We start from the raw sequence: 23,151 nt of genomic DNA, 5'->3' as shown, positions 1-23,151 counted from the left end.
ATTACTTGGCCTCCGCTTCAAAGTTGATTTCCTGGCCGGGCTTCAGGCAGACGTATGCCTTCTTCACGTCCTTGCGCTTGCCGTTGAAGCGGCCAAAGCGCTTTGCCTTGCCCTTCGTGACGAGCACGTTGACGGAATTGACTTCGACCTTGAACAGCAGCTCGACAGCAGCCTTGACTTCCTGCTTCGTGGCGTCCGGCGCGACTTCGAACACGACTTGTTCGTTCTTGTCGGCAACCAGCGTCGCCTTTTCGGAGATCACCGGCGCGAGCAGAACTTGCATCAAACGATGATCGTTTTTGCGAATCTCGCTCATGACAGCAACTCCTCGATCTGAGCGACCGCAGCCTTCGTGATCAGCACTTTCTTGAAGTAGATCAGCGAGAGCGGGTCGGCGTAACGCGGCTCGACAACCGCCACGTGGGCCAGGTTGCGCGACGCGAGGTACAGGTTTTCGTCGACCGTATCGGTGATGACCAACACGGAGTCGAGACCCATTGCCTTGAATTTTTCGGCCAACAGCTTGGTCTTCGGAGCTTCGAGCACGAAGTCTTCGACTACGGCGATACGACCTTCGCGAGCCAACTGCGAGAAGATCGAGCGGAGACCCGCGCGATGCATCTTCTTGTTGACCTTGTGCGAGAAGTTTTCTTCCGGCGAATTCGGGAAGATGCGACCACCGCCACGCCACAACGGGCTCGACGACATACCGGCACGGGCGCGGCCCGTACCCTTCTGGCGCCACGGCTTCTTCGTCGTGTGCTTGACCTGCTCGCGATCCTTCTGCGCGCGGTTGCCGCTACGTGCGTTCGCCTGATAAGCGACGACCACCTGGTGAATCAGGGCTTCGTTGTAATCGCGACCGAACACGGTGTCCGATGCGTTCACGCCAGCGCCTTCCTGACCATTGGCATTCAGGAGCTTAAGTTCCATTATTTCGCTCCTTTCACAGCACGCGTCTTGACGGCCGGGGTCACGAAGACCTTGCCGCCCTTCGCACCCGGAACAGCACCGCGGACGAGCAGCAGATTGCGCTCAGCGTCGATGCGGGCGATTTCGAGGTTTTGAACCGTAACGGTTTCGTCGCCCAGGTGACCCGTCATGCGCTTACCCGGGAAAACACGACCCGGATCCTGCGCCATACCGATCGAACCCGGAACGTTGTGCGAACGCGAGTTACCGTGCGATGCGCGGCCCGAAGCGAAGTTGTAGCGCTTGATCGTACCGGCGTAGCCCTTACCGATCGACGTGCCTTGCACGTCAACTTTCTGGCCAACTTCGAAAATATCCGTAGCGATGACAGTGCCGTTCGACAGTTCACCTGCCTTGGCTGCATCGATATGGAATTCCTTGAGGATTTCGCCGGCTTGAACGCCGGCTTTGGCGAGGTGGCCCGCCAACGGCTTCGTCACGCGCGATGCGCGACGAATACCGAATGCAACCTGAACGGCGGTATAACCATCCGTTTCAACGGTCTTGATCTGCGTCACGCGGTTGTCCGACACGTCCAGCACGGTGACGGGGATCGAGTCCCCCTCAGGCGTGAAGATACGGGTCATGCCAACCTTGCGACCTACGAGTCCAAGGCTCATCGTTTTCTCCATTCCCAACTGCGATTGGTCGGGGCTGATTTACAAATGCCGGCTTCGTTACGAGAAACTGGGTCGGCTATTCTTGCGCCTTTGCATGTGCATAGGCGCGAAAAGCCTTGAAGTATAACAAGGCTTTTCGAATCCTGCAAGCAATCAAAGACTTAGCTCTGTCTGGCGGCTTTGACGCCGGTCAGCAGGGCTTTGGGGACTTACTGCAGCTTGATTTCGACGTCGACGCCTGCCGGCAGGTCAAGCTTCATCAGCGCGTCAACGGTTTTGTCCGTCGGATCGACGATGTCCATCAGGCGCTGGTGGGTACGGATTTCGAGCTGGTCGCGCGACGTCTTGTTGACGTGCGGCGAACGCAGGATGTCAAAACGCTGAATACGCGTCGGCAGCGGCACCGGGCCACGGACGATTGCGCCAGTCCGCTTCGCCGTGTCGACGATTTCGGCTGCCGATTGATCGATCAGACGATAGTCGAAAGCCTTAAGACGAATACGGATTTTCTGGTTCTGCATGACGATTCCTTGAAAAGAGCGAGGCGGTGTTGCACCGCACATGAGCAAAAGAGCGTAGGACCGGATACCCGCTGAGGGCGGGCATCCGGCCCCGGTTTTTACTGCCTTACTACGAGTTCAAATCGAGCAAGCCCGATATCTTACTCGATAATCTTCGCCACGACACCGGCGCCGACGGTACGGCCGCCTTCGCGGATGGCGAAGCGCAGACCTTCTTCCATGGCGATCGGAGCGATCAGCTTGACCGTGATCGACACGTTGTCGCCCGGCATCACCATTTCCTTGTCCTTCGGCAGCTCGATCGAGCCCGTCACGTCCGTCGTACGGAAGTAGAACTGCGGACGGTAGTTGTTGAAGAACGGCGTGTGACGGCCGCCTTCGTCCTTGCTCAGCACGTACACTTCAGCCGTGAAGTGCGTGTGCGGCGTGATCGAACCCGGCTTGGCCAGAACCTGACCACGCTCCACGTCTTCACGCTTCGTGCCGCGCAGCAGGATACCGACGTTGTCGCCTGCCTGACCCTGGTCGAGCAGCTTGCGGAACATTTCCACGCCCGTGCAGGTCGTCTTCACCGTCGGCTTGATACCGACGATTTCGATTTCCTCGCCGACCTTGACCAGACCGCGCTCGATACGGCCCGTCACCACCGTGCCGCGACCCGAGATCGAGAACACGTCTTCCACCGGCATCAGGAACGAACCGTCCACGGCGCGCTCCGGCGTCGGGATGTACGTGTCCAGCGCGTCGGCCAGGTTCATGATCGCCACTTCGCCCAGCTCACCCGTGTCGCCTTCCAGCGCCAGCTTGGCCGAACCCTTGATGATCGGAGTGTCGTCGCCCGGGAAGTCGTACTTCGACAGGAGCTCACGCACTTCCATTTCGACGAGCTCGAGCAGCTCAGCGTCGTCCACCATGTCGCACTTGTTCAGGAACACGATGATGTACGGCACGCCAACCTGACGGGCCAGCAGGATGTGCTCACGCGTTTGCGGCATCGGGCCGTCAGCGGCCGAGCACACCAGGATTGCGCCGTCCATCTGAGCCGCGCCCGTGATCATGTTCTTCACGTAGTCGGCGTGGCCCGGGCAGTCGACGTGTGCGTAGTGGCGGTTAGCCGTTTCGTACTCGACGTGCGCGGTGTTGATGGTAATACCACGTGCCTTTTCTTCCGGTGCAGCGTCGATCTGGTCGTACGCCTTTGCTTCGCCGCCGAACTTCTTGGTCAGCACCGTCGTGATTGCTGCCGTCAGCGTGGTCTTGCCGTGGTCAACGTGACCGATCGTGCCCACGTTCACGTGCGGCTTGGTCCGCTCGAATTTACCTTTTGCCATGATTACCTTCGTTCAAAGTTTGGTTATCGGTTTAAAGCTTTTGGCTTGCGCCGAAATGACTTGCGGGATTACTTACCCTTGGCGTTGATGATCGCGTCGGCGACGTTACGCGGAGCTTCAGCATAGTGCTTGAATTCCATCGTGTACGTAGCGCGGCCTTGCGTCAGCGAGCGCAGCGAGGTCGAGTAGCCGAACATTTCCGACAGCGGCACTTCGGCGCGGACGATCTTGCCGCCGCCAACCATGTCGTCCATGCCCTGGACGATACCGCGACGGCCCGACAGGTCGCCCATCACGTTGCCCATGTAGTCTTCCGGCGTTTCGACTTCCACAGCCATCATCGGTTCAAGGATGACCGGGCTTGCCTTGCGCATCGCTTCCTTGAAGGCCATCGAACCGGCCATACGGAACGCGTTTTCGTTCGAGTCGACGTCGTGGTACGAACCGAACGTCAGGTGAACCTTCACGTCCACCACCGGGAAGCCAGCCAGCACGCCCGACTTCAGCGTTTCCTGGATGCCCTTGTCCACGGCCGGGATGTATTCGCGCGGAATCACGCCGCCCTTGATCTCGTCCAGGAACTCGTAGCCCTTGCCCTGCTCGTTCGGCTCGAGCGTGATGACCGCGTGACCGTACTGGCCGCGACCACCCGACTGCTTGACGAACTTGCCGTCGACGTCTTCCGCCTTGCTGCGGATCGTTTCGCGATAAGCAACCTGCGGCTTGCCGACAGTCGCTTCCACGCCGAACTCGCGACGCATACGGTCGACCAGAATTTCGAGGTGGAGCTCGCCCATGCCCGAAATGATGGTTTGACCCGACTCTTCGTCCGTCTGAACGCGGAACGAAGGATCTTCCTGTGCCAGACGATTCAGCGCCAGACCCATTTTTTCCTGGTCGGGCTTCGTCTTCGGCTCGACGGCCTGCGAAATCACCGGCTCCGGGAAAATCATGCGTTCGAGCACGATCGGGCTTTGCGGATCGCACAGCGTGTCACCCGTGGTCGCTTCCTTCAGGCCGACCGCGGCAGCGATATCGCCCGCGCGCACTTCCTTGATTTCTTCGCGCTGGTTCGCGTGCATCTGCAGAATACGACCCAGACGTTCCTTCTTGTCCTTGGTCGCGTTCAGGATGGTGTCGCCCGAATTCACAACGCCCGAGTACACGCGGAAGAAGATCAGCTGGCCGACAAACGGGTCGGTCATGATCTTGAATGCCAGCGCCGAGAACTTCTCGTCGTCAGCCGCACGACGCTCGCCCTTCTCGCCGCTTTCGAGTTCGCCCGTAACCGGGGGAATGTCGACCGGCGACGGCAGGAAGTCGATCACGGCGTCGAGCATGCGCTGCACGCCCTTGTTCTTGAACGCGGTGCCGCACAGCATCGGCTGGATTTCGCACGCGATGGTCCGGTCGCGGATCGCCTTGACGATTTCCGCTTCCGACAGCTCTTCGCCGCCGAGGTACTTTTCCATCAGCTCTTCGCTGGCTTCGGCAGCCGACTCGATCATCTTCTCGCGCCACTCGTTGCACGTGTCAACGAGTTCAGCCGGGATGTCGACGTAGTCGAACTTCGTGCCTTGCGAGGCTTCATCCCAAATGATCGCTTTCATCTTCAGGAGGTCGACGACGCCCTTGAAGCTTTCTTCCGAGCCGATCGGCACCACGACCGGCACCGGGTTCGCCTTCAGGCGGGTCTTCAGCTGGTCATAGACCTTGAAGAAGTTCGCGCCGGTACGGTCCATCTTGTTGACGAACGCGAGACGGGGAACCTTGTACTTGTTCGCCTGACGCCACACGGTTTCCGACTGCGGCTGCACGCCGCCCACTGCGCAGTAGACCATGCACGCGCCGTCGAGAACGCGCATCGAGCGCTCCACTTCGATCGTGAAGTCGACGTGTCCCGGCGTGTCGATGATGTTGATGCGGTGCTCGGGGTAGTTGCCGCCCATGCCCTTCCAGAAGGCCGTGGTAGCAGCCGACGTGATGGTGATGCCGCGCTCCTGCTCCTGCTCCATCCAGTCCATCGTTGCTGCGCCGTCGTGAACTTCACCGATCTTGTGGTTCACGCCCGTGTAGAACAGGATGCGCTCGGTCGTCGTCGTTTTGCCGGCGTCGATGTGAGCGCTGATACCGATATTGCGGTAGCGCTCGATAGGTGTCTTGCGAGCCACTTTGGATCCTTTTTTCGGTCGACGCGACGGCGGATTGCCGGCCGCGTCCTAACACAAACGGGCGAGGCGCCAAAACTAGCGCACCCGCCCTGATTTTCCGTTTGCCCGGTGAGCGGGAGCTTAGAAACGGAAGTGCGAGAATGCCTTGTTGGCTTCTGCCATGCGGTGAACTTCGTCGCGCTTCTTCATTGCGCCACCACGGCCTTCAGCCGCTTCCTGCAGTTCACCTGCGAGACGCAGGGCCATCGACTTTTCGCTGCGCTTCTTCGCGGCTTCACGCAACCAACGCATCGCCAATGCCATACGACGCGAGGGACGCACTTCGACCGGAACCTGGTAGTTGGCACCACCAACGCGACGGCTCTTCACTTCGACCACCGGCTTCACGTTGTTGAGCGCAACCGTGAACACTTCCAGCGGGTCCTTGCCACCCTTGGTCTGGATCTGTTCAAAAGCGCCGTACACGATACGCTCGGCAACCGACTTCTTGCCGGAGAGCATCAGCACGTTCATGAACTTGGCTACATCTACATTGCCGAATTTCGGATCCGGCAACACTTCCCGCTTGGGGACTTCGCGACGACGCGGCATGATTCTTCCTTTACTTTTTCAGTTGGAGCGTTTTCCGCTCCGCGGCCACCAACTAACCCGATCCATCTATTCGACTAAACCAGCTTGGCCGGGTGACCACTTACTCGATAGCACCGGCACTTCCGGCACCACCGCCTAAACCGCCTTGCGGCGACCTGATTCCTTCACAGCAGACCGGCGACTTACTTGCCAGCCTTGGCGCGCTTCGCACCGTACTTCGAGCGAGCTTGCTTACGATCCTTGACGCCCTGGGTATCCAGCGAGCCGCGAACCATGTGGTAACGCACACCCGGCAAGTCCTTCACACGGCCGCCGCGAATCAGCACGACCGAGTGCTCTTGCAGGTTGTGGCCTTCACCGCCGATGTACGAAATAACTTCGAAGCCGTTGGTCAGGCGAACCTTGGCGACCTTACGGAGTGCCGAGTTCGGCTTCTTCGGCGTCGTCGTGTACACGCGGGTGCACACGCCGCGACGCTGCGGGCAGTCCTGCAGGGCCGGCGACTTGCTCTTCGTCGTTTCCGACGTGCGGCCTTTGCGAACCAGTTGATTGATGGTTGGCATTGTCTAATCCTAAAAATGAACAGAATCCACGCGATTTTCTCGGGCAAAGCGAAAAGAATTGCGTGTTTAGCGATCTCGCCGATGAATTCCGCGTTCCGCATCCGGCGTTAAGCCAGATCCGAAGGCGGACCAATAACGAGAACCAAGCATGATATTCTGAAAATCGCAATCGGGTCAATACGTTGCGGAGATTTCAGTCGTATTTCGAGCGATGAATGTCAGTCCGAACCGACGACGTCCAGCAGTTCGTCACCGAAGCGTTCCAGTTTGCGCACGCCGATGCCGGGAATGTGTCGCAGATCGTCGATGGTATCCGGGTCGCTGCGCGCAATTTCGGCGAGCGTGGCGTCGTGGAAGATGACATAGGCCGGCACGCCGTCGCTTTTAGCGGTTTCGGCGCGCCAGCTGCGCAGACGCTCCCAGCGCGCTTTCTCCCGTGCCGACATGCCGGCGGTCGGATCGGCGCGTTCGCCGGTGCGGCTGGACGACTGCCGCGCGCGCGTCGGCTTGACGTATTTGCGCAGCGTGACGTGCTCTTCGCCTTTGAGCACGGGCTTGCTGGCGTCGGTCAGAACGAGCGCGCCGAAGCCGTCGTGATCGACGGCGAGATAACCGAACGCGACCAGTTGGCGGAACACCGCGCGCCATTCCGGCTCCGAAAGCGCGGCGCCGACACCGAAGGTCGAAATTTTTTCGTGCCCGCGCTGCAGGACTTTTTCGCTACGCGTGCCGCGCAGGATGTCGATCAGGTGCCCCGCTCCGAAATGGAAGCCGCTCGCCCGCCGCGCGCGGTAAACACACGAGAGCGCCATCTGCGCCTCGCGCGTGGCATCGAATGACGCGGGCGGTTCGATGCACGTGTCGCAGTTGCCGCACGGCTTGCTCGTCTCGCCGAAATACGCGAGCAGACGCACGCGTCGGCACGACGCCACTTCGCACAGCCCGAGCAATGCGTCGAGCTTGCCGGTCTGCACGCGCTTGTGCGCGTCGTCGGCTTCGGATTCGTCGATCATCTTGCGCTGCTGCACGACGTCGCCCAATCCGTAGGCCATCCACGCGTTCGCCGGCATACCGTCGCGGCCGGCGCGCCCGGTTTCCTGATAATAGCCTTCGACGCTCTTGGGCAGATCCAGATGCGCGACGAAGCGCACGTCCGGTTTGTCGATGCCCATGCCGAACGCGATCGTCGCGCACATGACGACGCCTTCCTCGCGCTGAAACATCTCCTGATGTTTTTGCCGCGTCTCGAACTCCATGCCAGCGTGATACGGCAGTGCGCGGATGCCCTGGCCCTTCAGCCAGTCGGCGGTTTCCTCGACCTTGCGGCGCGACAGACAGTAGACGACGCCCGCGTCCGTCGTGCCGTCTTTGTTCGTATGCTCGGCGCGGATGAAATCGAGCAACTGCGAGCGCGCGTTGTCCTTTTCGACGATCCGATAACGGATGTTCGGCCGATCGAAGCTGGAAACGAAGATGCGCGCATCGTCGAGCGCCAGTCGATGCACGATTTCATCGCGCGTGATGGCGTCGGCGGTCGCTGTCAGCGCGATGCGCGGCACGTTCGGAAACCGTTCGTGCAGCACCGACAACTGAATATATTCGGGCCGGAAGTCGTGGCCCCACTGCGACACGCAATGCGCCTCATCGATCGCGAACAAGCCGACAGGCGAGCTATCCAGCAAATCGAGAAAGCGCGGCGTCATGAGCCGCTCTGGCGCGACATAGAGCAGATCAATCTCGCCGTTGCGCAGCGCGCGCTCGGTCGCGGCGGCTTCCGCGCCTGAAAGCGTCGAATTGAGGTACGCCGCGCGCACGCCGACTTCGGTCAGCGCGGCGACCTGATCCTGCATCAACGCGATGAGCGGCGACACCACGATTCCCGCGCCGTATCCCGCCTCCCGCCGCACCAGCGATGGAATCTGGTAGCACAGCGATTTCCCGCCGCCCGTGGGCATCAGCACGAGGCAGTCGCCGCCGTTCGCGACATGCTCGACGATCTCCGCCTGTTGTCCGCGAAAAGCGGGATAGCCGAAGATTTCGTTGAGTATTTCGAGCGACCGGGACATGGAGAGAAGCGCGCACTGCGACGTGAGAGATAACGAATTCTACCAACGCAACCATGCATAAAACGTCCGTTGGCCATTCGGACGAGGGCGAGAGCGGAACGTACAGACGAAAAAAAAACCGCCCAGCCGAAGCTGGGCGGTTCGATAGTGCTACGAGCGAGAGACGCTTACTCGTTGGTATGCGGCTGTTGCTGCTCCGCTGCCGGGGTTTCCGGCGTACCAAAGTCGAAAGCCTCTTCGGCCGCGATCTGGTCGAAACGCTCCCGATCCGACGATTCCTTCGCACGGCGCGCCTTGTGGAACGCGAGACCCGTACCGGCCGGAATCAGACGGCCGACGATCACGTTTTCCTTCAGGCCACGCAGATCGTCGCGCTTGCCCATGATCGCCGCTTCGGTCAGCACGCGGGTCGTTTCCTGGAACGACGCCGCCGAGATGAACGAATCGGTCGACAGCGATGCCTTCGTGATACCGAGCAGCACGTTGTCGTACGAAGCCGGGCGCTTGTCTTCCGCGATCATCTTGTCGTTCTCGTCGAGCATGTCCGAGCGCTCGACTTGTTCGCCAGGGATGAAACGCGTATCGCCGTTGTCGACGATCTGCACGCGGCGCAGCATCTGACGCACGATCACTTCGATGTGCTTGTCGTTGATCTTCACGCCCTGCAGACGGTACACGTCCTGCACTTCGTCCACGATGTAGCGCGACAGCGCCTCGATACCCTGCAGACGCAGGATGTCGTGCGGATCGGCAGGACCGTCGACGATCATTTCGCCCTTGTTGACGACCTGACCATCGTGCACCAGCACCTGCTTTTCCTTCGCGATCAGGAACTCGTGCTGATTGCCTTCGAGGTCCGTGATAACGAGACGCTGCTTGCCCTTCGTGTCCTTACCGAACGACGTCGTGCCCGTGACTTCCGCCAGAATGCCGGCGTCCTTCGGCGAGCGCGCTTCGAACAGTTCGGCCACGCGCGGCAGACCACCGGTAATGTCACGCGTCTTCTGCGCTTCAACCGGGATACGTGCCAGCACTTCACCGACCTGCACTTGCTGACCATCCTTCACGGTGATCAGTGCGCCGACCTGGAAGCCGATCTGCACCGAATGCTCGGTGTTCGGGATCTTCACTTCCTCGCCGTTCGCGTCGAGCAGCTTCACCTGCGGACGAACGCTCTTCGAAGCCTGCGAGCCGCGACGCTTCACGTCGATCACGACCAAGGTCGAAAGACCGGTCACGTCGTCGATCTGCTTCGCCACCGTCACGCCTTCCTCGACGTTTTCGAACTTCACCGTACCGCCCCACTCGGTGATGATCGGACGCGTCAGCGGATCCCATTGAGCCAGTTGCGTACCGGCCTTGATCGCCGCGCCGTCGAGTTGCAGCAGCGTCGCGCCGTACGGAATCTTGTGGCGCTCACGCTCGCGGCCGAAGTCGTCGGCGATGATCGCTTCGCCCGAACGCGAAATGACAACCTGCTCGCCCTTCGCATTCGTGACGTAACGCATCGTGGCCGTGAAGCGCAGCGTACCGTTGCTCTTCGCTTCCACCGTCGAAGCCACCGCCGCACGCGATGCCGCACCACCGATGTGGAACGTACGCATCGTCAGCTGCGTGCCCGGCTCGCCGATCGACTGAGCAGCGATCACACCGACCGCCTCACCGACGTTCACGCGCGAACCACGGCCCAGATCGCGGCCATAGCACGCGGCGCACAGGCCGTAGCGCGTTTCGCAGGTCAGCGGCGTGCGCACGCGCACTTCGTCGATGCCCAGACGTTCGATTTCTTCGACCGCATCTTCGTCGAGCAGATCGCCCGAAGCGTAGATCGTCTCTTGCGTTTCCGGATTGACGACGTCCGCCACCGCGACGCGACCGAGAATACGGTCACGCAGCGCTTCGACGACTTCACCGCCTTCGACCAACGCCTTCATCGCCACGCCGTTCGACGTGCCGCAATCATCTTCGACGACGACCAGATCCTGCGTCACGTCGACGAGACGACGCGTCAGGTAACCCGAGTTCGCGGTCTTCAACGCCGTATCCGCCAGACCCTTACGGGCACCGTGCGTCGAGATGAAGTACTGCAACACGTTCAGGCCTTCGCGGAAGTTCGCGGTAATCGGCGTCTCGATAATCGAGCCGTCCGGCTTCGCCATCAGGCCGCGCATACCGGCCAGCTGACGAATCTGCACCGCGGAACCGCGCGCGCCCGAGTCGGCCATCATGTAGATGGAGTTGAACGACTCCTGCTTCGTTTCGTTGCCGTCACGATCCGTGACGGGTTCCGTCGCGAGCTGCTCCATCATCGCCTTGCCGACGCTTTCCGACGTCGCCGACCAGATGTCGACCACGTTGTTGTAGCGCTCTTGCGCGGTGACGAGACCCGACATGTACTGACGGTCGTACTCCTTCACCTTCTTCGCGGCGTCGCCGACGATCGTCTCTTTCTGCGGCGGCACGAGCATGTCGTCCACGCAAATCGAGATGCCGGCGCGCGTCGCGAGACGGAAACCCATCTGCATCAGCTGGTCGGCGAAGATCACCGTTTCGCGCAGACCGCACTTGCGGAACGCCGTGTTGATCAGGCGCGAGATTTCCTTCTTCTTCAGCGGCTTGTTCAGCACCGTGAACGGCAGACCCGGCGGCAGAATCTCCGACAGGATCGAGCGGCCGACCGTGGTCGCGTACAGCGAGATCTTCGGCACGAACTTCGGCGCGCCTTCGCTCTGGTCTTCGTTCGCCACCATTTCGGTGATACGCACGTTGACGCGCGAAGCCAGCTCGACTTCCTTGTTCTCGTACGCGCGGATCACCTCCGACACGCCCGTGAACGTCATGCCTTCGCCCTTGCCGTTGATCGCTTCACGCGACGCGTAGTAAAGGCCCAGCACGATATCCTGCGACGGCACGATCGACGGATCGCCGTTCGCCGGGAACAGGACGTTGTTCGACGCCAGCATCAGCGTACGCGCTTCCATCTGCGCTTCGAGCGACAGCGGCACGTGAACGGCCATCTGGTCACCGTCGAAGTCGGCGTTGAACGCCGCGCAAACGAGCGGGTGAAGCTGAATCGCCTTGCCTTCGATCAGCACCGGCTCGAAAGCCTGAATGCCGAGACGGTGAAGCGTAGGCGCGCGGTTCAGCATGACCGGATGTTCGCGAATGACTTCTTCGAGAATGTCCCACACCACCGGCGTCTGGTTCTCGACTTCCTTCTTCGCAGCCTTGATGGTCGTTGCCACGCCCATCACTTCCAGCTTGTTGAAGATGAAAGGCTTGAACAGTTCGAGCGCCATCAGCTTCGGCAGACCGCACTGATGCAGCTTGAGCGTCGGGCCGACCACGATCACCGAACGGCCCGAGTAGTCGACGCGCTTACCCAACAGGTTCTGACGGAAACGACCGCCCTTACCCTTGATCATGTCAGCGAGCGACTTCAGCGGACGCTTGTTCGCGCCGGTCATCGCCTTGCCGCGACGGCCGTTGTCGAGCAGCGAGTCGACGGCTTCCTGCAGCATCCGCTTTTCGTTGCGGACGATGATTTCAGGCGCCTTCAGCTCGAGCAGACGCTTCAACCGGTTGTTACGGTTGATCACGCGGCGATACAGGTCGTTCAGATCCGACGTCGCGAAACGACCGCCGTCCAGCGGCACGAGCGGACGCAGTTCCGGCGGCAGCACCGGCAGCACTTCGAGCACCATCCAGTCGGGCTTGATGCCCGAACGCTGGAAAGCCTCGAGCACTTTCAGGCGCTTCGCGTACTTCTTGATCTTCGCTTCCGAACCCGTGTTCTTGAGTTCGGTGCGCAGCATCTCGACCTGTTCGTCGATGTTGATCGCGCGCAGCAGTTCGCGCACGCCTTCCGCGCCCATTTCGGCACGGAATTCGTCACCGTATTCTTCGACCTTGTTGTAGTAATCCTCTTCGGTCATGATCTGCCGCGCTTTCAGCGGCGTCATGCCCGGATCGATCACCACGTAGGCTTCGAAGTACAGCACGCGCTCGATGTCGCGCAGCGTCATGTCGAGCACCATGCCCAGCCGCGACGGCAGCGACTTCAGGAACCAGATGTGCGCGACCGGCGAGGCCAGCTCGATGTGGCCCATCCGCTCGCGACGCACCTTCGCCAGCGTCACTTCGACGCCGCACTTCTCGCAGATCACGCCACGATGCTTCAGGCGCTTGTACTTGCCGCAAAGGCATTCGTAGTCCTTGATCGGACCAAAAATCTTCGCGCAGAACAGACCATCCCGCTCCGGCTTGAACGTGCGGTAGTTGATGGTCTCAGGCTTCTTCACTTCGCCAAACGACCAAGAACGAATCTTGTCGGGCGACGCGAGGCCGATCTTGATCGCATCAAAAACTTCTTCTTGTTGGACTTGCTTGAATAGATCGAGCAGAGCTTTCATTGCTTTCTCTCCGTAGTCCGATTAGTTGCGGTCCAGATCGATATCAATACCGAGCGAGCGGATTTCCTTCACCAACACGTTGAAGGATTCCGGCATGCCCGCGTCGATCACGTGGTCGCCCTTGACGAGGTTCTCATAAACCTTCGTCCGGCCCGTCACGTCGTCCGACTTGACCGTCAGCATTTCCTGCAGCACATACGACGCGCCGTACGCTTCCAGTGCCCACACTTCCATTTCACCGAATCGCTGACCACCGAACTGCGCCTTACCACCCAGCGGCTGCTGCGTGACGAGCGAGTACGGACCGGTCGAACGTGCGTGCATCTTGTCGTCGACCAGGTGGTGCAGCTTCAAGTAGTGCATGTAACCGACCGTGACCTTGCGCTCAAACGGCTCGCCGGTGCGACCATCGTGCAGTTGAACCTGATTCTTCGACGAGTTCATGCCGAGGTTCGTGGCGATGTCGTCCGGATACGCCAGATCGAGCGCACGCCCCATTTCCTCTTCGGTTGCGCCATCGAACACCGGCGTTGCGAACGGCACGCCTTCGCGCAGGTTCTTCGCGAGTTCGAAGATTTCGTCATCGGAGAAGTTTTCCAGCTCTTCCTTGCGGCCCGATTCGTTGTAGATCTTCGTCAGGAACTGGCGCAGCTCCTCGATCTTCGTCTGACGCGCCAGCATTTCGCCGATACGCCAGCCGAGACCCTTCGCGGCCCAGCCCAGATGCACTTCGAGAATCTGACCCACGTTCATCCGCGACGGCACGCCGAGCGGGTTCAGCACGACGTCGGCCGGACGGCCATCGGCCATGTACGGCATGTCTTCGATCGGTACGATCTTCGACACGACACCCTTGTTACCGTGACGGCCCGCCATCTTGTCGCCAGGCTGCAGACGACGCTTGACCGCGAGATACACCTTGACCATCTTCAGCACGCCCGGCGGCAATTCGTCGCCCTGCGTGAGCTTCTTGCGCTTCTCTTCGAACGCGAGGTCGAACTGGTGACGCTTCTGCTCGATCGAGTCCTTGATCGCTTCCAGCTGCGCCGCTGCTTCTTCGTCCGCGAGGCGGATGTCGAACCAGTGGTAGTGGTCGAGATCTTCGAGGTACGCGAGGTCGATTGCCGTGCCCTTCGCGAGCTTCTTCGGACCGCCGTTCGCGACCTTGCCGTTCAGCATACGGGCGAGACGCGAGAACGCGTCGCCTTCCACGATACGCAGCTGATCGTTCAAATCGAGGCGATAGCGCTTCAGTTCGTCGTCGATGATCTGTTGCGCGCGCTTGTCGCGCGTGATGCCTTCGCGCGTGAACACCTGCACGTCGATGACCGTGCCGCTCATGCCCGACGGCACGCGCAGCGACGTGTCCTTCACGTCCGATGCCTTCTCGCCGAAGATCGCGCGCAGCAGCTTTTCTTCCGGCGTCAGCTGGGTTTCGCCCTTCGGCGTGACCTTGCCGACCAGTACGTCGCCTGCTTCGACTTCCGCGCCGATGTACACGATGCCCGACTCATCCAGTCGGCCAAGCTGCACTTCCGCGAGGTTCGAAATGTCGCGCGTGATTTCTTCCGGTCCGAGCTTCGTGTCGCGAGCAACGACATTCAGTTCTTCGATGTGGATCGACGTGTAGCGATCGTCGGCCACGACCTTCTCCGAGATCAGAATCGAGTCTTCGAAGTTGTAGCCGTTCCACGGCATGAACGCGACCAGCATGTTCTGGCCGAGCGCGAGCTCGCCCAGATCCGTCGAGGCGCCGTCGGCCAGCACGTCGCCACGCGAGACCTTGTCGCCGACCTTCGCGATCGGACGCTGGTTGATGTTCGTGTTCTGGTTCGAACGCGTGTACTTGATCAGGTTGTAGATGTCCACGCCGACATCGCCGGCGACGGCTTCATCATCGTTCACGCGAATTACGATACGGCCCGCGTCGACGTAATCCACCACGCCACCGCGCAGCGCCTGAACCGTCGTACCCGAGTCGACCGCCACCGTGCGCTCGATGCCCGTACCGACGACCGGCTTTTCCGGACGCAGACACGGCACGGCCTGACGCTGCATGTTCGAGCCCATCAACGCGCGGTTCGCGTCGTCGTGCTCGAGGAACGGAATCAGCGATGCCGCCACCGACACGATCTGCGACGGCGCCACGTCCATGTACTGGATGCGGTCCGGCGTGACCATCAGCGTTTCGCCCGCTTCACGCGACGACACGAGTTCGTCGGTCAGCGTGCCGTCGTCGGCCACCGCCGCGTTCGCCTGAGCGATCACGTAACGGCCTTCTTCGATCGCCGACAGATAGTCGATCTGGTCGGTCACCTTGCTGTCCACGACCTTGCGATACGGCGTTTCGAGGAAGCCGTACTCGTTCAGGTGCGCGTACAGAGCGAGCGAATTGATCAGGCCGATGTTCGGACCTTCCGGCGTTTCGATCGGGCACACGCGGCCGTAGTGCGTCGGATGCACGTCGCGGACTTCGAAGCCCGCGCGCTCGCGCGTCAGACCGCCCGGGCCCAGTGCGGAAACACGACGCTTGTGCGTGATTTCCGACAGCGGGTTGGTCTGGTCCATAAACTGCGAGAGCTGCGACGAACCGAAGAACTCGCGGATCGCCGACGAAATCGGCTTCGAGTTGATCAGGTCGTGCGGCATCAGGTTTTCGCTTTCGGCCTGGCCGAGGCGTTCCTTCACTGCACGCTCGACGCGCACGAGACCCGCGCGGAACTGGTTCTCCGCGAGTTCGCCGACGCAACGCACGCGACGATTGCCGAGGTGGTCGATGTCGTCCACTTCGCCCTTGCCGTTACGCAGCTCGACGAGGATCTTGATGGTCGCGAGGATGTCGTCGTCCTGCAGCGTCATCGGGCCGACGATTTCGTCGCGGCCGACGCGGCGGTTGAACTTCATACGGCCGACCTTCGACAGGTCGTACGCGTCTTCGCTGTAGAACAGACGGTTGAACAGCGCCTCGACTGCTTCTTCGGTCGGCGGCTCGCCCGGACGCATCATGCGGTAGATCGCGATGCGCGCGGCCATCTTGTCGGCGGTTTCATCGATACGCAGCGTCGACGAAATGTACGGACCCTGGTCCAGATCGTTCGTGTAGAGCGTCTGGATGTCCTTGACCTTCGCTTCGCGCAGCTTCTCGAGAACCGACTCGGTGATTTCCTCGTTGGCGTTCGCGATCACTTCGCCCGTTTCCGGATCGATCACGTTCTTCGCCAGCACGCGGCCAAGCAGATACTCCTCGGGCACCGAGATGAACTTCGTCTTGGCGTTTTCGAGGTCGCGAATGTGCTTTGCGTTGATTCGCTTGTCCTTCGTCACGATGACGTTGCCATCGCGATCCTGGATGTCGAAGCGCGCGACTTCGCCGCGCAGACGCTCAGGAACGAATTCCATTTGCGCGCCTTCGCTCATCAGGCCGAAGTTGTCGAACACGAAGAAGTTCGCGAGGATCTGCTCCGGCGACATGCCGATGGCCTTCAGCAGGATCGTGACCGGCATCTTGCGGCGACGGTCGACGCGGAAGTACAGCACGTCCTTCGGATCGAATTCGAAGTCGAGCCACGAACCGCGGTAAGGGATGATACGAGCCGAGAACAGCAGCTTGCCGGAGCTGTGCGTCTTGCCCTTGTCGTGCTCGAAGAACACGCCAGGCGAACGGTGGAGCTGCGACACGATCACGCGCTCGGTACCGTTGATGACGAACGAACCCGTCGGCGTCATGAGCGGAATTTCGCCCATGTACACTTCCTGTTCCTTCACTTCCTTGACGACCGGCTTGCTCGGCGATTCTTTATCGAGCAGAACCAGGCGCACCTTCGCGCGCAGAGCCGAGCAGTACGTCAGGCCACGCTGCTGGCATTCCTTGATGTTGAACGCCGGCGGCGACAGCATGTAGCTGACGAACTCGAGCCGTGCGAAGCCGTTGTGCGAAACGATCGGGAAAACAGAGGTGAACGCAGCTTGCAAGCCTTCTGCCTTGCGCTGCGAGGACGACGTGTCTGCTTGCAGAAACGTCTGGAATGATTCAAGCTGGGTCGCCAGCAAAAAGGGAACTTGGTGAACGATGGGGCGCTTCGCGAAACTCTTGCGAATACGCTTCTTCTCGGTGAAGGAATATTGCATACGATCTCCGAATCACGGCGGGCGTTACCGAGGCGGGATACCTCGATGCCACAGCCCGGTGTTCACCGACTGAGACCCGCGCAGATGTCCGGGGAGGACGCGCGAATCTAGAAGCTTGGTGGTTGGCCGCTACCAACCGCTGGCTGACGGCAACGGATGCCTGTGTATCCCGTTGCCCGACCAAACTTGCCTTCTGCAGTCGCTTCAGAAGACAAAGAGAACGGCCGGAAATTCTTTCCACACCGGGCGTTCTCTTTGGCTTCTATGGAGACATTTATGCTTGCCGACAAGCATAAAAACTGCGTCCCCACAAAGCACAAAAAGGCCGGCGGTGAAAAACCGCCAGCCTTCGCATAGCGCAATGAAACTTACTTGATTTCAGCCTTCGCGCCAGCGTCTTCCAGCTTCTTCTTGGCTTCTTCAGCAGCAGCCTTGGGCACCGCTTCCTTGATGGGCTTAGGTGCGCCGTCAACCAGATCCTTCGCTTCCTTCAGGCCGAGACCCGTCAGTTCACGAACAGCCTTAATGACGGAAACCTTGTTCGCACCTGCTTCGAGCAGGTTCACGGTGAACTCGGTCTGCTCTTCAACAGCAGCAGCAGCGCCGCCGCCTGCCGGGCCAGCAACTGCAACAGCAGCAGCCGACACGCCAAACTTCTCTTCGAACGCCTTGACCAGCTCGTTCAGTTCCAGCACCGACATCGAGCCAACGGCTTCCAGGATGTCTTCTTTTGCGATTGCCATTTGAAATACTCCTAAATTGAATTCGGATCGAGCTAGCGATCTAGCTTTGCCTAACTTAAGCGACTAGCGCCCAAGCGTGACCGTTACGCAGCTTCGCTCTGCTTCTTCTCAGCCAGCGCGGCCAGAGCACGCGCAAAGCCGGAAACAGGAGCCTGCATGACGAACAGCAGCTTGGAGAGCAGTTCTTCGCGGCTCGGGATGTTGGCCAGCGCTTGCACGCCTGCCTTGTCCATCACTTTGCCTTCGTAGGAACCAGCCTTGATGATCAACTTGTCATTGCCCTTACCGAAGTCGTTGACGACCTTGGCAGCGGCAATGGCATCTTCCGAGATGCCGTAGATCAGAGGACCGGTCATCTGCTCAGCCAGCGGAGCGAACGGGGTACCTTCGACAGCGCGACGCGCCAGCGTGTTCTTCAACACGCGCAGATACACCTGTTGCTCACGCGCTTTTGCGCGCAGCTTGGTCAGATCGCCAACCGTGATCCCACGATACTCAGCGAGCACCATCGTCTGAGCCTTCGCGACTTGCGCGGCGACTTCAGCGACGACTGCCTGCTTATCTTCTTTGTTCAGTGGCACGGTTAAACCTCCAGATTCGATGCACTCGGGCGAACTACCCTCATGCACCACGTTCGACAACGGCGTCCGACTGTTAGGAGTATTTCGATCGGTTGGTGAGGCATCTCACGACGCTCGATAACCGACTTCAACCACTGCAAAACTGTTTCGGGTTCGCCATCTGCGTTGGCTTGAATTAAGGCGCCGCCTGCCTGCTGCGACACCACCAACGGTCTTTGACAACCGGTTGCTTCGCTGAACTGCCGCGGAACAACCGCCCAAAGCCCTTTAAAGACGTGATCTTACGATCGCGCCTGAAATCTTTACTGCTGCGCCAGCGTGGCTTGATCCACGCGAACGCCAACGCCCATCGTGCTCGACACGGCGATCTTGCGCAGGTACACGCCCTTGCTCGTCGCCGGCTTCGCCTTTTGCAGCGCTTCGATCAGCGCAGCCAGGTTCTGACGCAGCGATGCCGGTTCGAACGATGCGCGACCGATCGTGCCGTGGATGATACCGGCCTTGTCGACGCGGAACTGAACCTGACCCGCCTTCGCGTTCTTGACAGCTTGAGCGACGTCCGGCGTAACCGTACCGACCTTCGGGTTCGGCATCAGGCCGCGCGGTCCGAGGATCTGACCCAGCGTACCGACCACACGCATCGTGTCCGGCGAAGCGATCACGACGTCGAAATTCAGATTGCCAGCCTTGACTTGCTCTGCCAGGTCTTCCATGCCGACCACGTCCGCACCCGCTGCGCGAGCCTGTTCCGCCTTGTCGCCTTGCGCGAACACCGCCACGCGAACCGACTTACCGGTACCGGCCGGCAGAACGACGGAGCCACGAACCACCTGGTCCGACTTCTTCGCGTCGATGCCGAGTTGAACGGCAACGTCGATCGACTCGTCGAACTTCGCGCTCGCGCATTCCTTCACGAGAGCCAGCGCGTCGTCGATCGCGTACACCTTCTGACGATCAACCTTGCTTGCGAATGCCTGAAGGCGCTTAGAAAGCTTAGCCATTTACACGCCCTCCACAGTAATACCCATCGAACGCGCGCTGCCGGCGATCGTGCGCACGGCTGCGTCCAGATCAGCTGCCGTAAGATCCGGCATCTTGGTCTTCGCGATTTCTTCCGCTTGAGCGCGAGTGATGTTGCCAACCTTGTCGGTGTGCGGCTTGGCCGAACCCTTTTGCACTGCGGCTGCCTTCTTGATCAGCACGGTAGCCGGCGGCGTCTTCATGATGAACGTGAAGCTCTTGTCCGCAAATGCCGTAATAACGACCGGCACCGGCAGACCCGGCTCCATGCCCTGAGTCTGCGCGTTGAACGCCTTGCAGAACTCCATGATGTTCAGGCCACGCTGGCCCAGTGCCGGACCGACCGGCGGCGACGGGTTGGCTTTACCTGCAGGAATCTGCAGCTTGATAAAGCCGATGATTTTCTTTGCCATGTTGAAAACCTCTGCTGAACGCGTGAGCGTTCGGTGAGTGATAGCGCGCGTTCGACGTTGCCGGCTACTGACGCTCCTCAACGGCCATAACGCGGACCGTAAGCGCGAATCGCGCGATGGCCCGAAAGCCACGCGCGATGTATTCGATTAAAGCTTTTCGACCTGACCGAACTCGAGTTCGACCGGCGTCGAGCGCCCGAAGATCGTGACGGAGACACGCACCCGGGACTTTTCGTAATTCACTTCTTCGACGTTGCCATTGAAGTCTGTGAACGGACCTTCCTTCACGCGGACCATCTCGCCAACTTCGAACAGCGTCTTCGGCCGCGGCTTCTCGACGCCTTCCTGCATCTGCGACATGATCTTTTCGACTTCGCGCGGCGAGATGGGGCTCGGTCGATTGCGCGCGCCACCGACGAAACCGGTCACTTTGGCCGTGTTCTTGACCAGGTGCCACGTTTCGTCCGTCATTTCCATTTCGACCAGGACATAGCCCGGGAAGAAACGACGCTCGGTGACCGACTTGTGGCCACCTTTTACTTCGACAACTTCTTCGGTCGGAACAAGAATCTGACCGAATTGATCTTGCATGCCTGCGCGTTCGATGCGCTCCTGAAGCGCGCGTTGCACGCTCTTCTCCATGCCGGAGTAGGCGTGCACCACATACCAACGCTTTCCACTCGGGGATGTCGGAGTATCGCTCATATCATTTCCAACCCAATATCGCCGAGAAAATCACCCATTCGATCGACTTATCGCTAAGCCAAAGGAAAATGGCCATGATCAGAACAAATGCGAAGACCACCAAGGTCGTTTGCGTGGCCTCTTTGCGGGTCGGCCAGACAACCTTGCGGACTTCCTTGTACGAGTCTTTGGCGAAGGCGATGAAACCTTTGCCCGGCGCAGAGAGAAGACCGACTGCGACACCCGCGATGACACCGACAGCAAGCGCTGCGCCGCGGACGTACCATTCTTGGCCCGAGAGCCAGAAGAATCCAACGAACCCGGCCAAGACCAACAATACGCCCGCCACCAACATCAACTTGTCGCCGGAAGTATTTACAGTTTCGACGGAAGGATTCGCCATAACACCTTAAACAGCGCCACTTGGCGCGAGAATTTGGCAGGGGCAGAGGGAATCGAACCCCCAACCTTCGGTTTTGGAGACCGACGCTCTGCCAGTTGAGCTATACCCCTAAACCATTTGGGGTCGACGGACTTCGCCGACCCCGAAACCACTAACTACCGAGAAGATTTCTGGCTCTTACTCGATAATCTTCGCCACGACACCGGCGCCGACGGTACGGCCGCCTTCGCGGATGGCGAAGCGCAGACCTTCTTCCATGGCGATCGGAGCGATCAGCTTGACCGTGATCGACACGTTGTCGCCCGGCATCACCATTTCCTTGTCCTTCGGCAGCTCGATCGAGCCCGTCACGTCCGTCGTACGGAAGTAGAACTGCGGACGGTAGTTGTTGAAGAACGGCGTGTGACGGCCGCCTTCGTCCTTGCTCAGCACGTACACTTCAGCCGTGAAGTGCGTGTGCGGCGTGATCGAACCCGGCTTGGCCAGAACCTGACCACGCTCCACGTCTTCACGCTTCGTGCCGCGCAGCAGGATACCGACGTTGTCGCCTGCCTGACCCTGGTCGAGCAGCTTGCGGAACATTTCCACGCCCGTGCAGGTCGTCTTCACCGTCGGCTTGATACCGACGATTTCGATTTCCTCGCCGACCTTGACCAGACCGCGCTCGATACGGCCCGTCACCACCGTGCCGCGACCCGAGATCGAGAACACGTCTTCCACCGGCATCAGGAACGAACCGTCCACGGCGCGCTCCGGCGTCGGGATGTACGTGTCCAGCGCGTCGGCCAGGTTCATGATCGCCACTTCGCCCAGCTCACCCGTGTCGCCTTCCAGCGCCAGCTTGGCCGAACCCTTGATGATCGGCGTGTCGTCACCCGGGAAGTCGTACTTCGACAGGAGCTCACGCACTTCCATTTCGACGAGCTCGAGCAGCTCAGCGTCGTCCACCATGTCGCACTTGTTCAGGAACACGATGATGTACGGCACGCCAACCTGACGGGCCAGCAGGATGTGCTCACGCGTTTGCGGCATCGGGCCGTCAGCGGCCGAGCACACCAGGATTGCGCCGTCCATCTGAGCCGCGCCCGTGATCATGTTCTTCACGTAGTCGGCGTGGCCCGGGCAGTCGACGTGCGCGTAGTGGCGGTTAGCCGTTTCGTACTCGACGTGCGCGGTATTGATGGTAATACCACGTGCCTTTTCTTCCGGTGCAGCGTCGATCTGGTCGTACGCCTTTGCTTCGCCGCCGAACTTCTTGGTCAGCACCGTCGTGATTGCTGCCGTCAGCGTGGTCTTGCCGTGGTCAACGTGACCGATCGTGCCCACGTTCACGTGCGGCTTGGTCCGCTCGAATTTACCTTTGGCCATTTTCGACTCCTAACAGGATTTTCGCACCTTGCGCCGCGCGCAACTTACTAGACTGATACAGCTGGTGCCCATGGGCAGGATCGAACTGCCGACCTCTCCCTTACCAAGGGAGTGCTCTACCACTGAGCCACATGGGCACTACAAAACCGACACTGGAGCGGGTGAAGGGAATCGAACCCTCGTCGTAAGCTTGGAAGGCTTCTGCTCTACCATTGAGCTACACCCGCGAGGGTTGGATTCCCTTACCGCTTGAATTCTGGTGGAGGAGGTTGGATTCGAACCAACGTAGGCGTAAGCCAACAGATTTACAGTCTGCCCCCTTTAGCCACTCGGGCACCCCTCCGCAGAGAACTATCGATTATGGGGTAACAACACGCCGTTGTCAAGCGTTTCTTACGACCCGAAACAATCGAGGCTCTCACTTATAGGCGAGACGAAAACGCAAAAAGCCCCAACTCACGGAGTTGGGGCTTTTGCTTGCTTCGCAGCATAAGGAGCCTGACGATTACCTACTTTCACACGGGAATCCGCACTATCATCGGCGTGGAGTCGTTTCACGGTCCT

Annotated in this window: 18 protein-coding genes and 4 tRNA genes; all 22 read right to left on the bottom strand. The window is 60.1% G+C overall.

Annotation, left to right across the window (positions count from 1 at the left end; all coding sequences use genetic code 11):
- Position 1 precedes the first annotated feature (1 nt).
- A complete protein-coding gene (rplW, locus tag AWB76_RS28965; protein WP_008343846.1) occupies positions 2–316 on the bottom strand; it encodes a 50S ribosomal protein L23 in 315 nt (104 codons plus the stop codon).
- The gene (gene rplD / locus AWB76_RS28960; protein ID WP_061163561.1) at positions 313–933 is read right to left on the bottom strand and encodes a 50S ribosomal protein L4; all 621 of its coding nucleotides are present in this window, start codon (positions 931–933) and stop codon (positions 313–315) included. The genes rplW and rplD overlap by 4 nt, the downstream gene beginning before the upstream one ends.
- On the bottom strand, positions 933–1,592 hold the full coding sequence (gene rplC, locus AWB76_RS28955) for a 50S ribosomal protein L3 (protein ID WP_061163628.1): 660 nt from the start codon (positions 1,590–1,592) through the stop codon (positions 933–935). Before rplC ends, rplD begins: the two co-directional genes overlap by 1 nt.
- 209 nt (positions 1,593–1,801) lie before the next feature.
- Complete coding sequence (gene rpsJ, locus AWB76_RS28950) at positions 1,802–2,113, bottom strand: 30S ribosomal protein S10 (RefSeq protein ID WP_006998489.1); 312 nt, start codon at positions 2,111–2,113, stop codon at positions 1,802–1,804.
- Between the two features lie 140 nt (positions 2,114–2,253).
- On the bottom strand, positions 2,254–3,444 hold the full coding sequence (gene tuf, locus AWB76_RS28945) for an elongation factor Tu (RefSeq protein WP_014192481.1): 1,191 nt from the start codon (positions 3,442–3,444) through the stop codon (positions 2,254–2,256).
- A gap of 68 nt (positions 3,445–3,512) precedes the next feature.
- Positions 3,513–5,615, bottom strand: a complete 2,103-nt coding sequence (fusA, locus tag AWB76_RS28940) for an elongation factor G (protein ID WP_061163560.1) — start codon at positions 5,613–5,615, stop codon at positions 3,513–3,515.
- Between the two features lie 120 nt (positions 5,616–5,735).
- Complete coding sequence (rpsG, locus tag AWB76_RS28935; RefSeq protein ID WP_008343817.1) at positions 5,736–6,206, bottom strand: 30S ribosomal protein S7; 471 nt, start codon at positions 6,204–6,206, stop codon at positions 5,736–5,738.
- Positions 6,207–6,388: 182 nt separating this feature from the next.
- A complete protein-coding gene (gene rpsL, locus AWB76_RS28930; protein ID WP_006053290.1) occupies positions 6,389–6,769 on the bottom strand; it encodes a 30S ribosomal protein S12 in 381 nt (126 codons plus the stop codon).
- A 218-nt stretch (positions 6,770–6,987) separates the two neighbouring features.
- Positions 6,988–8,835 carry a DNA helicase RecQ gene (gene recQ, locus AWB76_RS28925; RefSeq protein ID WP_061163559.1) on the bottom strand — a complete coding sequence of 616 codons (1,848 nt, stop codon included), beginning with the start codon at positions 8,833–8,835 and terminating at the stop codon, positions 6,988–6,990.
- Positions 8,836–9,002: 167 nt separating this feature from the next.
- Positions 9,003–13,247 (bottom strand): DNA-directed RNA polymerase subunit beta', encoded by a 4,245-nt coding sequence (gene rpoC / locus AWB76_RS28920; RefSeq protein ID WP_061163558.1) that lies wholly within the window; start codon positions 13,245–13,247, stop codon positions 9,003–9,005.
- A gap of 21 nt (positions 13,248–13,268) precedes the next feature.
- Positions 13,269–17,375: a DNA-directed RNA polymerase subunit beta gene (gene rpoB, locus AWB76_RS28915; protein ID WP_061163557.1), complete on the bottom strand. Its 4,107-nt coding sequence runs from the start codon at positions 17,373–17,375 to the stop codon at positions 13,269–13,271.
- 368 nt (positions 17,376–17,743) lie between these two features.
- Positions 17,744–18,118, bottom strand: a complete 375-nt coding sequence (gene rplL / locus AWB76_RS28910) for a 50S ribosomal protein L7/L12 (protein ID WP_014192486.1) — start codon at positions 18,116–18,118, stop codon at positions 17,744–17,746.
- An 83-nt stretch (positions 18,119–18,201) separates the two neighbouring features.
- A complete protein-coding gene (gene rplJ, locus AWB76_RS28905; protein ID WP_014192487.1) occupies positions 18,202–18,699 on the bottom strand; it encodes a 50S ribosomal protein L10 in 498 nt (165 codons plus the stop codon).
- Between the two features lie 302 nt (positions 18,700–19,001).
- Positions 19,002–19,700, bottom strand: a complete 699-nt coding sequence (rplA, locus tag AWB76_RS28900; RefSeq protein ID WP_061163556.1) for a 50S ribosomal protein L1 — start codon at positions 19,698–19,700, stop codon at positions 19,002–19,004.
- Positions 19,701–20,132: a 50S ribosomal protein L11 gene (rplK, locus tag AWB76_RS28895; protein WP_061163555.1), complete on the bottom strand. Its 432-nt coding sequence runs from the start codon at positions 20,130–20,132 to the stop codon at positions 19,701–19,703.
- 147 nt (positions 20,133–20,279) lie between these two features.
- Positions 20,280–20,837 (bottom strand): transcription termination/antitermination protein NusG, encoded by a 558-nt coding sequence (gene nusG / locus AWB76_RS28890; protein WP_014192489.1) that lies wholly within the window; start codon positions 20,835–20,837, stop codon positions 20,280–20,282.
- A 1-nt stretch (position 20,838) separates the two neighbouring features.
- On the bottom strand, positions 20,839–21,219 hold the full coding sequence (gene secE, locus AWB76_RS28885; RefSeq protein ID WP_008343790.1) for a preprotein translocase subunit SecE: 381 nt from the start codon (positions 21,217–21,219) through the stop codon (positions 20,839–20,841).
- Positions 21,220–21,253: 34 nt separating this feature from the next.
- Positions 21,254–21,329: transfer RNA gene (locus tag AWB76_RS28880), tRNA-Trp, on the bottom strand.
- A 67-nt stretch (positions 21,330–21,396) separates the two neighbouring features.
- The gene (gene tuf / locus AWB76_RS28875; RefSeq protein ID WP_014192481.1) at positions 21,397–22,587 is read right to left on the bottom strand and encodes an elongation factor Tu; all 1,191 of its coding nucleotides are present in this window, start codon (positions 22,585–22,587) and stop codon (positions 21,397–21,399) included.
- Between the two features lie 62 nt (positions 22,588–22,649).
- Positions 22,650–22,724: transfer RNA gene (locus AWB76_RS28870), tRNA-Thr, on the bottom strand.
- Positions 22,725–22,740: 16 nt separating this feature from the next.
- Positions 22,741–22,814 (bottom strand) — tRNA-Gly (locus AWB76_RS28865).
- Positions 22,815–22,844: 30 nt separating this feature from the next.
- Positions 22,845–22,930, bottom strand: a tRNA-Tyr gene (locus AWB76_RS28860).
- Positions 22,931–23,151 lie beyond the last annotated feature (221 nt).

Origin of the sequence: Caballeronia temeraria, assembly GCF_001544795.2 — a bacterium.
Classification (GTDB): domain Bacteria; phylum Pseudomonadota; class Gammaproteobacteria; order Burkholderiales; family Burkholderiaceae; genus Caballeronia; species Caballeronia temeraria.
The sequence above is the reverse complement of the archived record's forward strand: the minus strand, read 5'-3'. Positions and strand labels throughout refer to the sequence as shown.

Bases quoted from the DNA above. Each gene is read 5' to 3' on its own strand.
- tuf (WP_014192481.1), bottom strand. From the start codon at position 22,587: ATGGCCAAAGGTAAATTCGAGCGGACCAAGCCGCACGTGAACGTGGGC.
- rplA (WP_061163556.1), bottom strand. From the start codon at position 19,700: ATGGCTAAGCTTTCTAAGCGCCTTCAGGCATTCGCAAGCAAGGTTGAT.
- nusG (WP_014192489.1), bottom strand. From the start codon at position 20,837: ATGAGCGATACTCCGACATCCCCGAGTGGAAAGCGTTGGTATGTGGTG.
- rpsJ (WP_006998489.1), bottom strand. From the start codon at position 2,113: ATGCAGAACCAGAAAATCCGTATTCGTCTTAAGGCTTTCGACTATCGT.
- rpsL (WP_006053290.1), bottom strand. From the start codon at position 6,769: ATGCCAACCATCAATCAACTGGTTCGCAAAGGCCGCACGTCGGAAACG.
- rplL (WP_014192486.1), bottom strand. From the start codon at position 18,118: ATGGCAATCGCAAAAGAAGACATCCTGGAAGCCGTTGGCTCGATGTCG.
- secE (WP_008343790.1), bottom strand. From the start codon at position 21,219: ATGGCGAATCCTTCCGTCGAAACTGTAAATACTTCCGGCGACAAGTTG.
- rplW (WP_008343846.1), bottom strand. From the start codon at position 316: ATGAGCGAGATTCGCAAAAACGATCATCGTTTGATGCAAGTTCTGCTC.
- tuf (WP_014192481.1), bottom strand. From the start codon at position 3,444: ATGGCAAAAGGTAAATTCGAGCGGACCAAGCCGCACGTGAACGTGGGC.
- rplK (WP_061163555.1), bottom strand. From the start codon at position 20,132: ATGGCAAAGAAAATCATCGGCTTTATCAAGCTGCAGATTCCTGCAGGT.
- rplD (WP_061163561.1), bottom strand. From the start codon at position 933: ATGGAACTTAAGCTCCTGAATGCCAATGGTCAGGAAGGCGCTGGCGTG.
- rpsG (WP_008343817.1), bottom strand. From the start codon at position 6,206: ATGCCGCGTCGTCGCGAAGTCCCCAAGCGGGAAGTGTTGCCGGATCCG.
- rplC (WP_061163628.1), bottom strand. From the start codon at position 1,592: ATGAGCCTTGGACTCGTAGGTCGCAAGGTTGGCATGACCCGTATCTTC.
- rpoB (WP_061163557.1), bottom strand. From the start codon at position 17,375: ATGCAATATTCCTTCACCGAGAAGAAGCGTATTCGCAAGAGTTTCGCG.
- recQ (WP_061163559.1), bottom strand. From the start codon at position 8,835: ATGTCCCGGTCGCTCGAAATACTCAACGAAATCTTCGGCTATCCCGCT.
- rpoC (WP_061163558.1), bottom strand. From the start codon at position 13,247: ATGAAAGCTCTGCTCGATCTATTCAAGCAAGTCCAACAAGAAGAAGTT.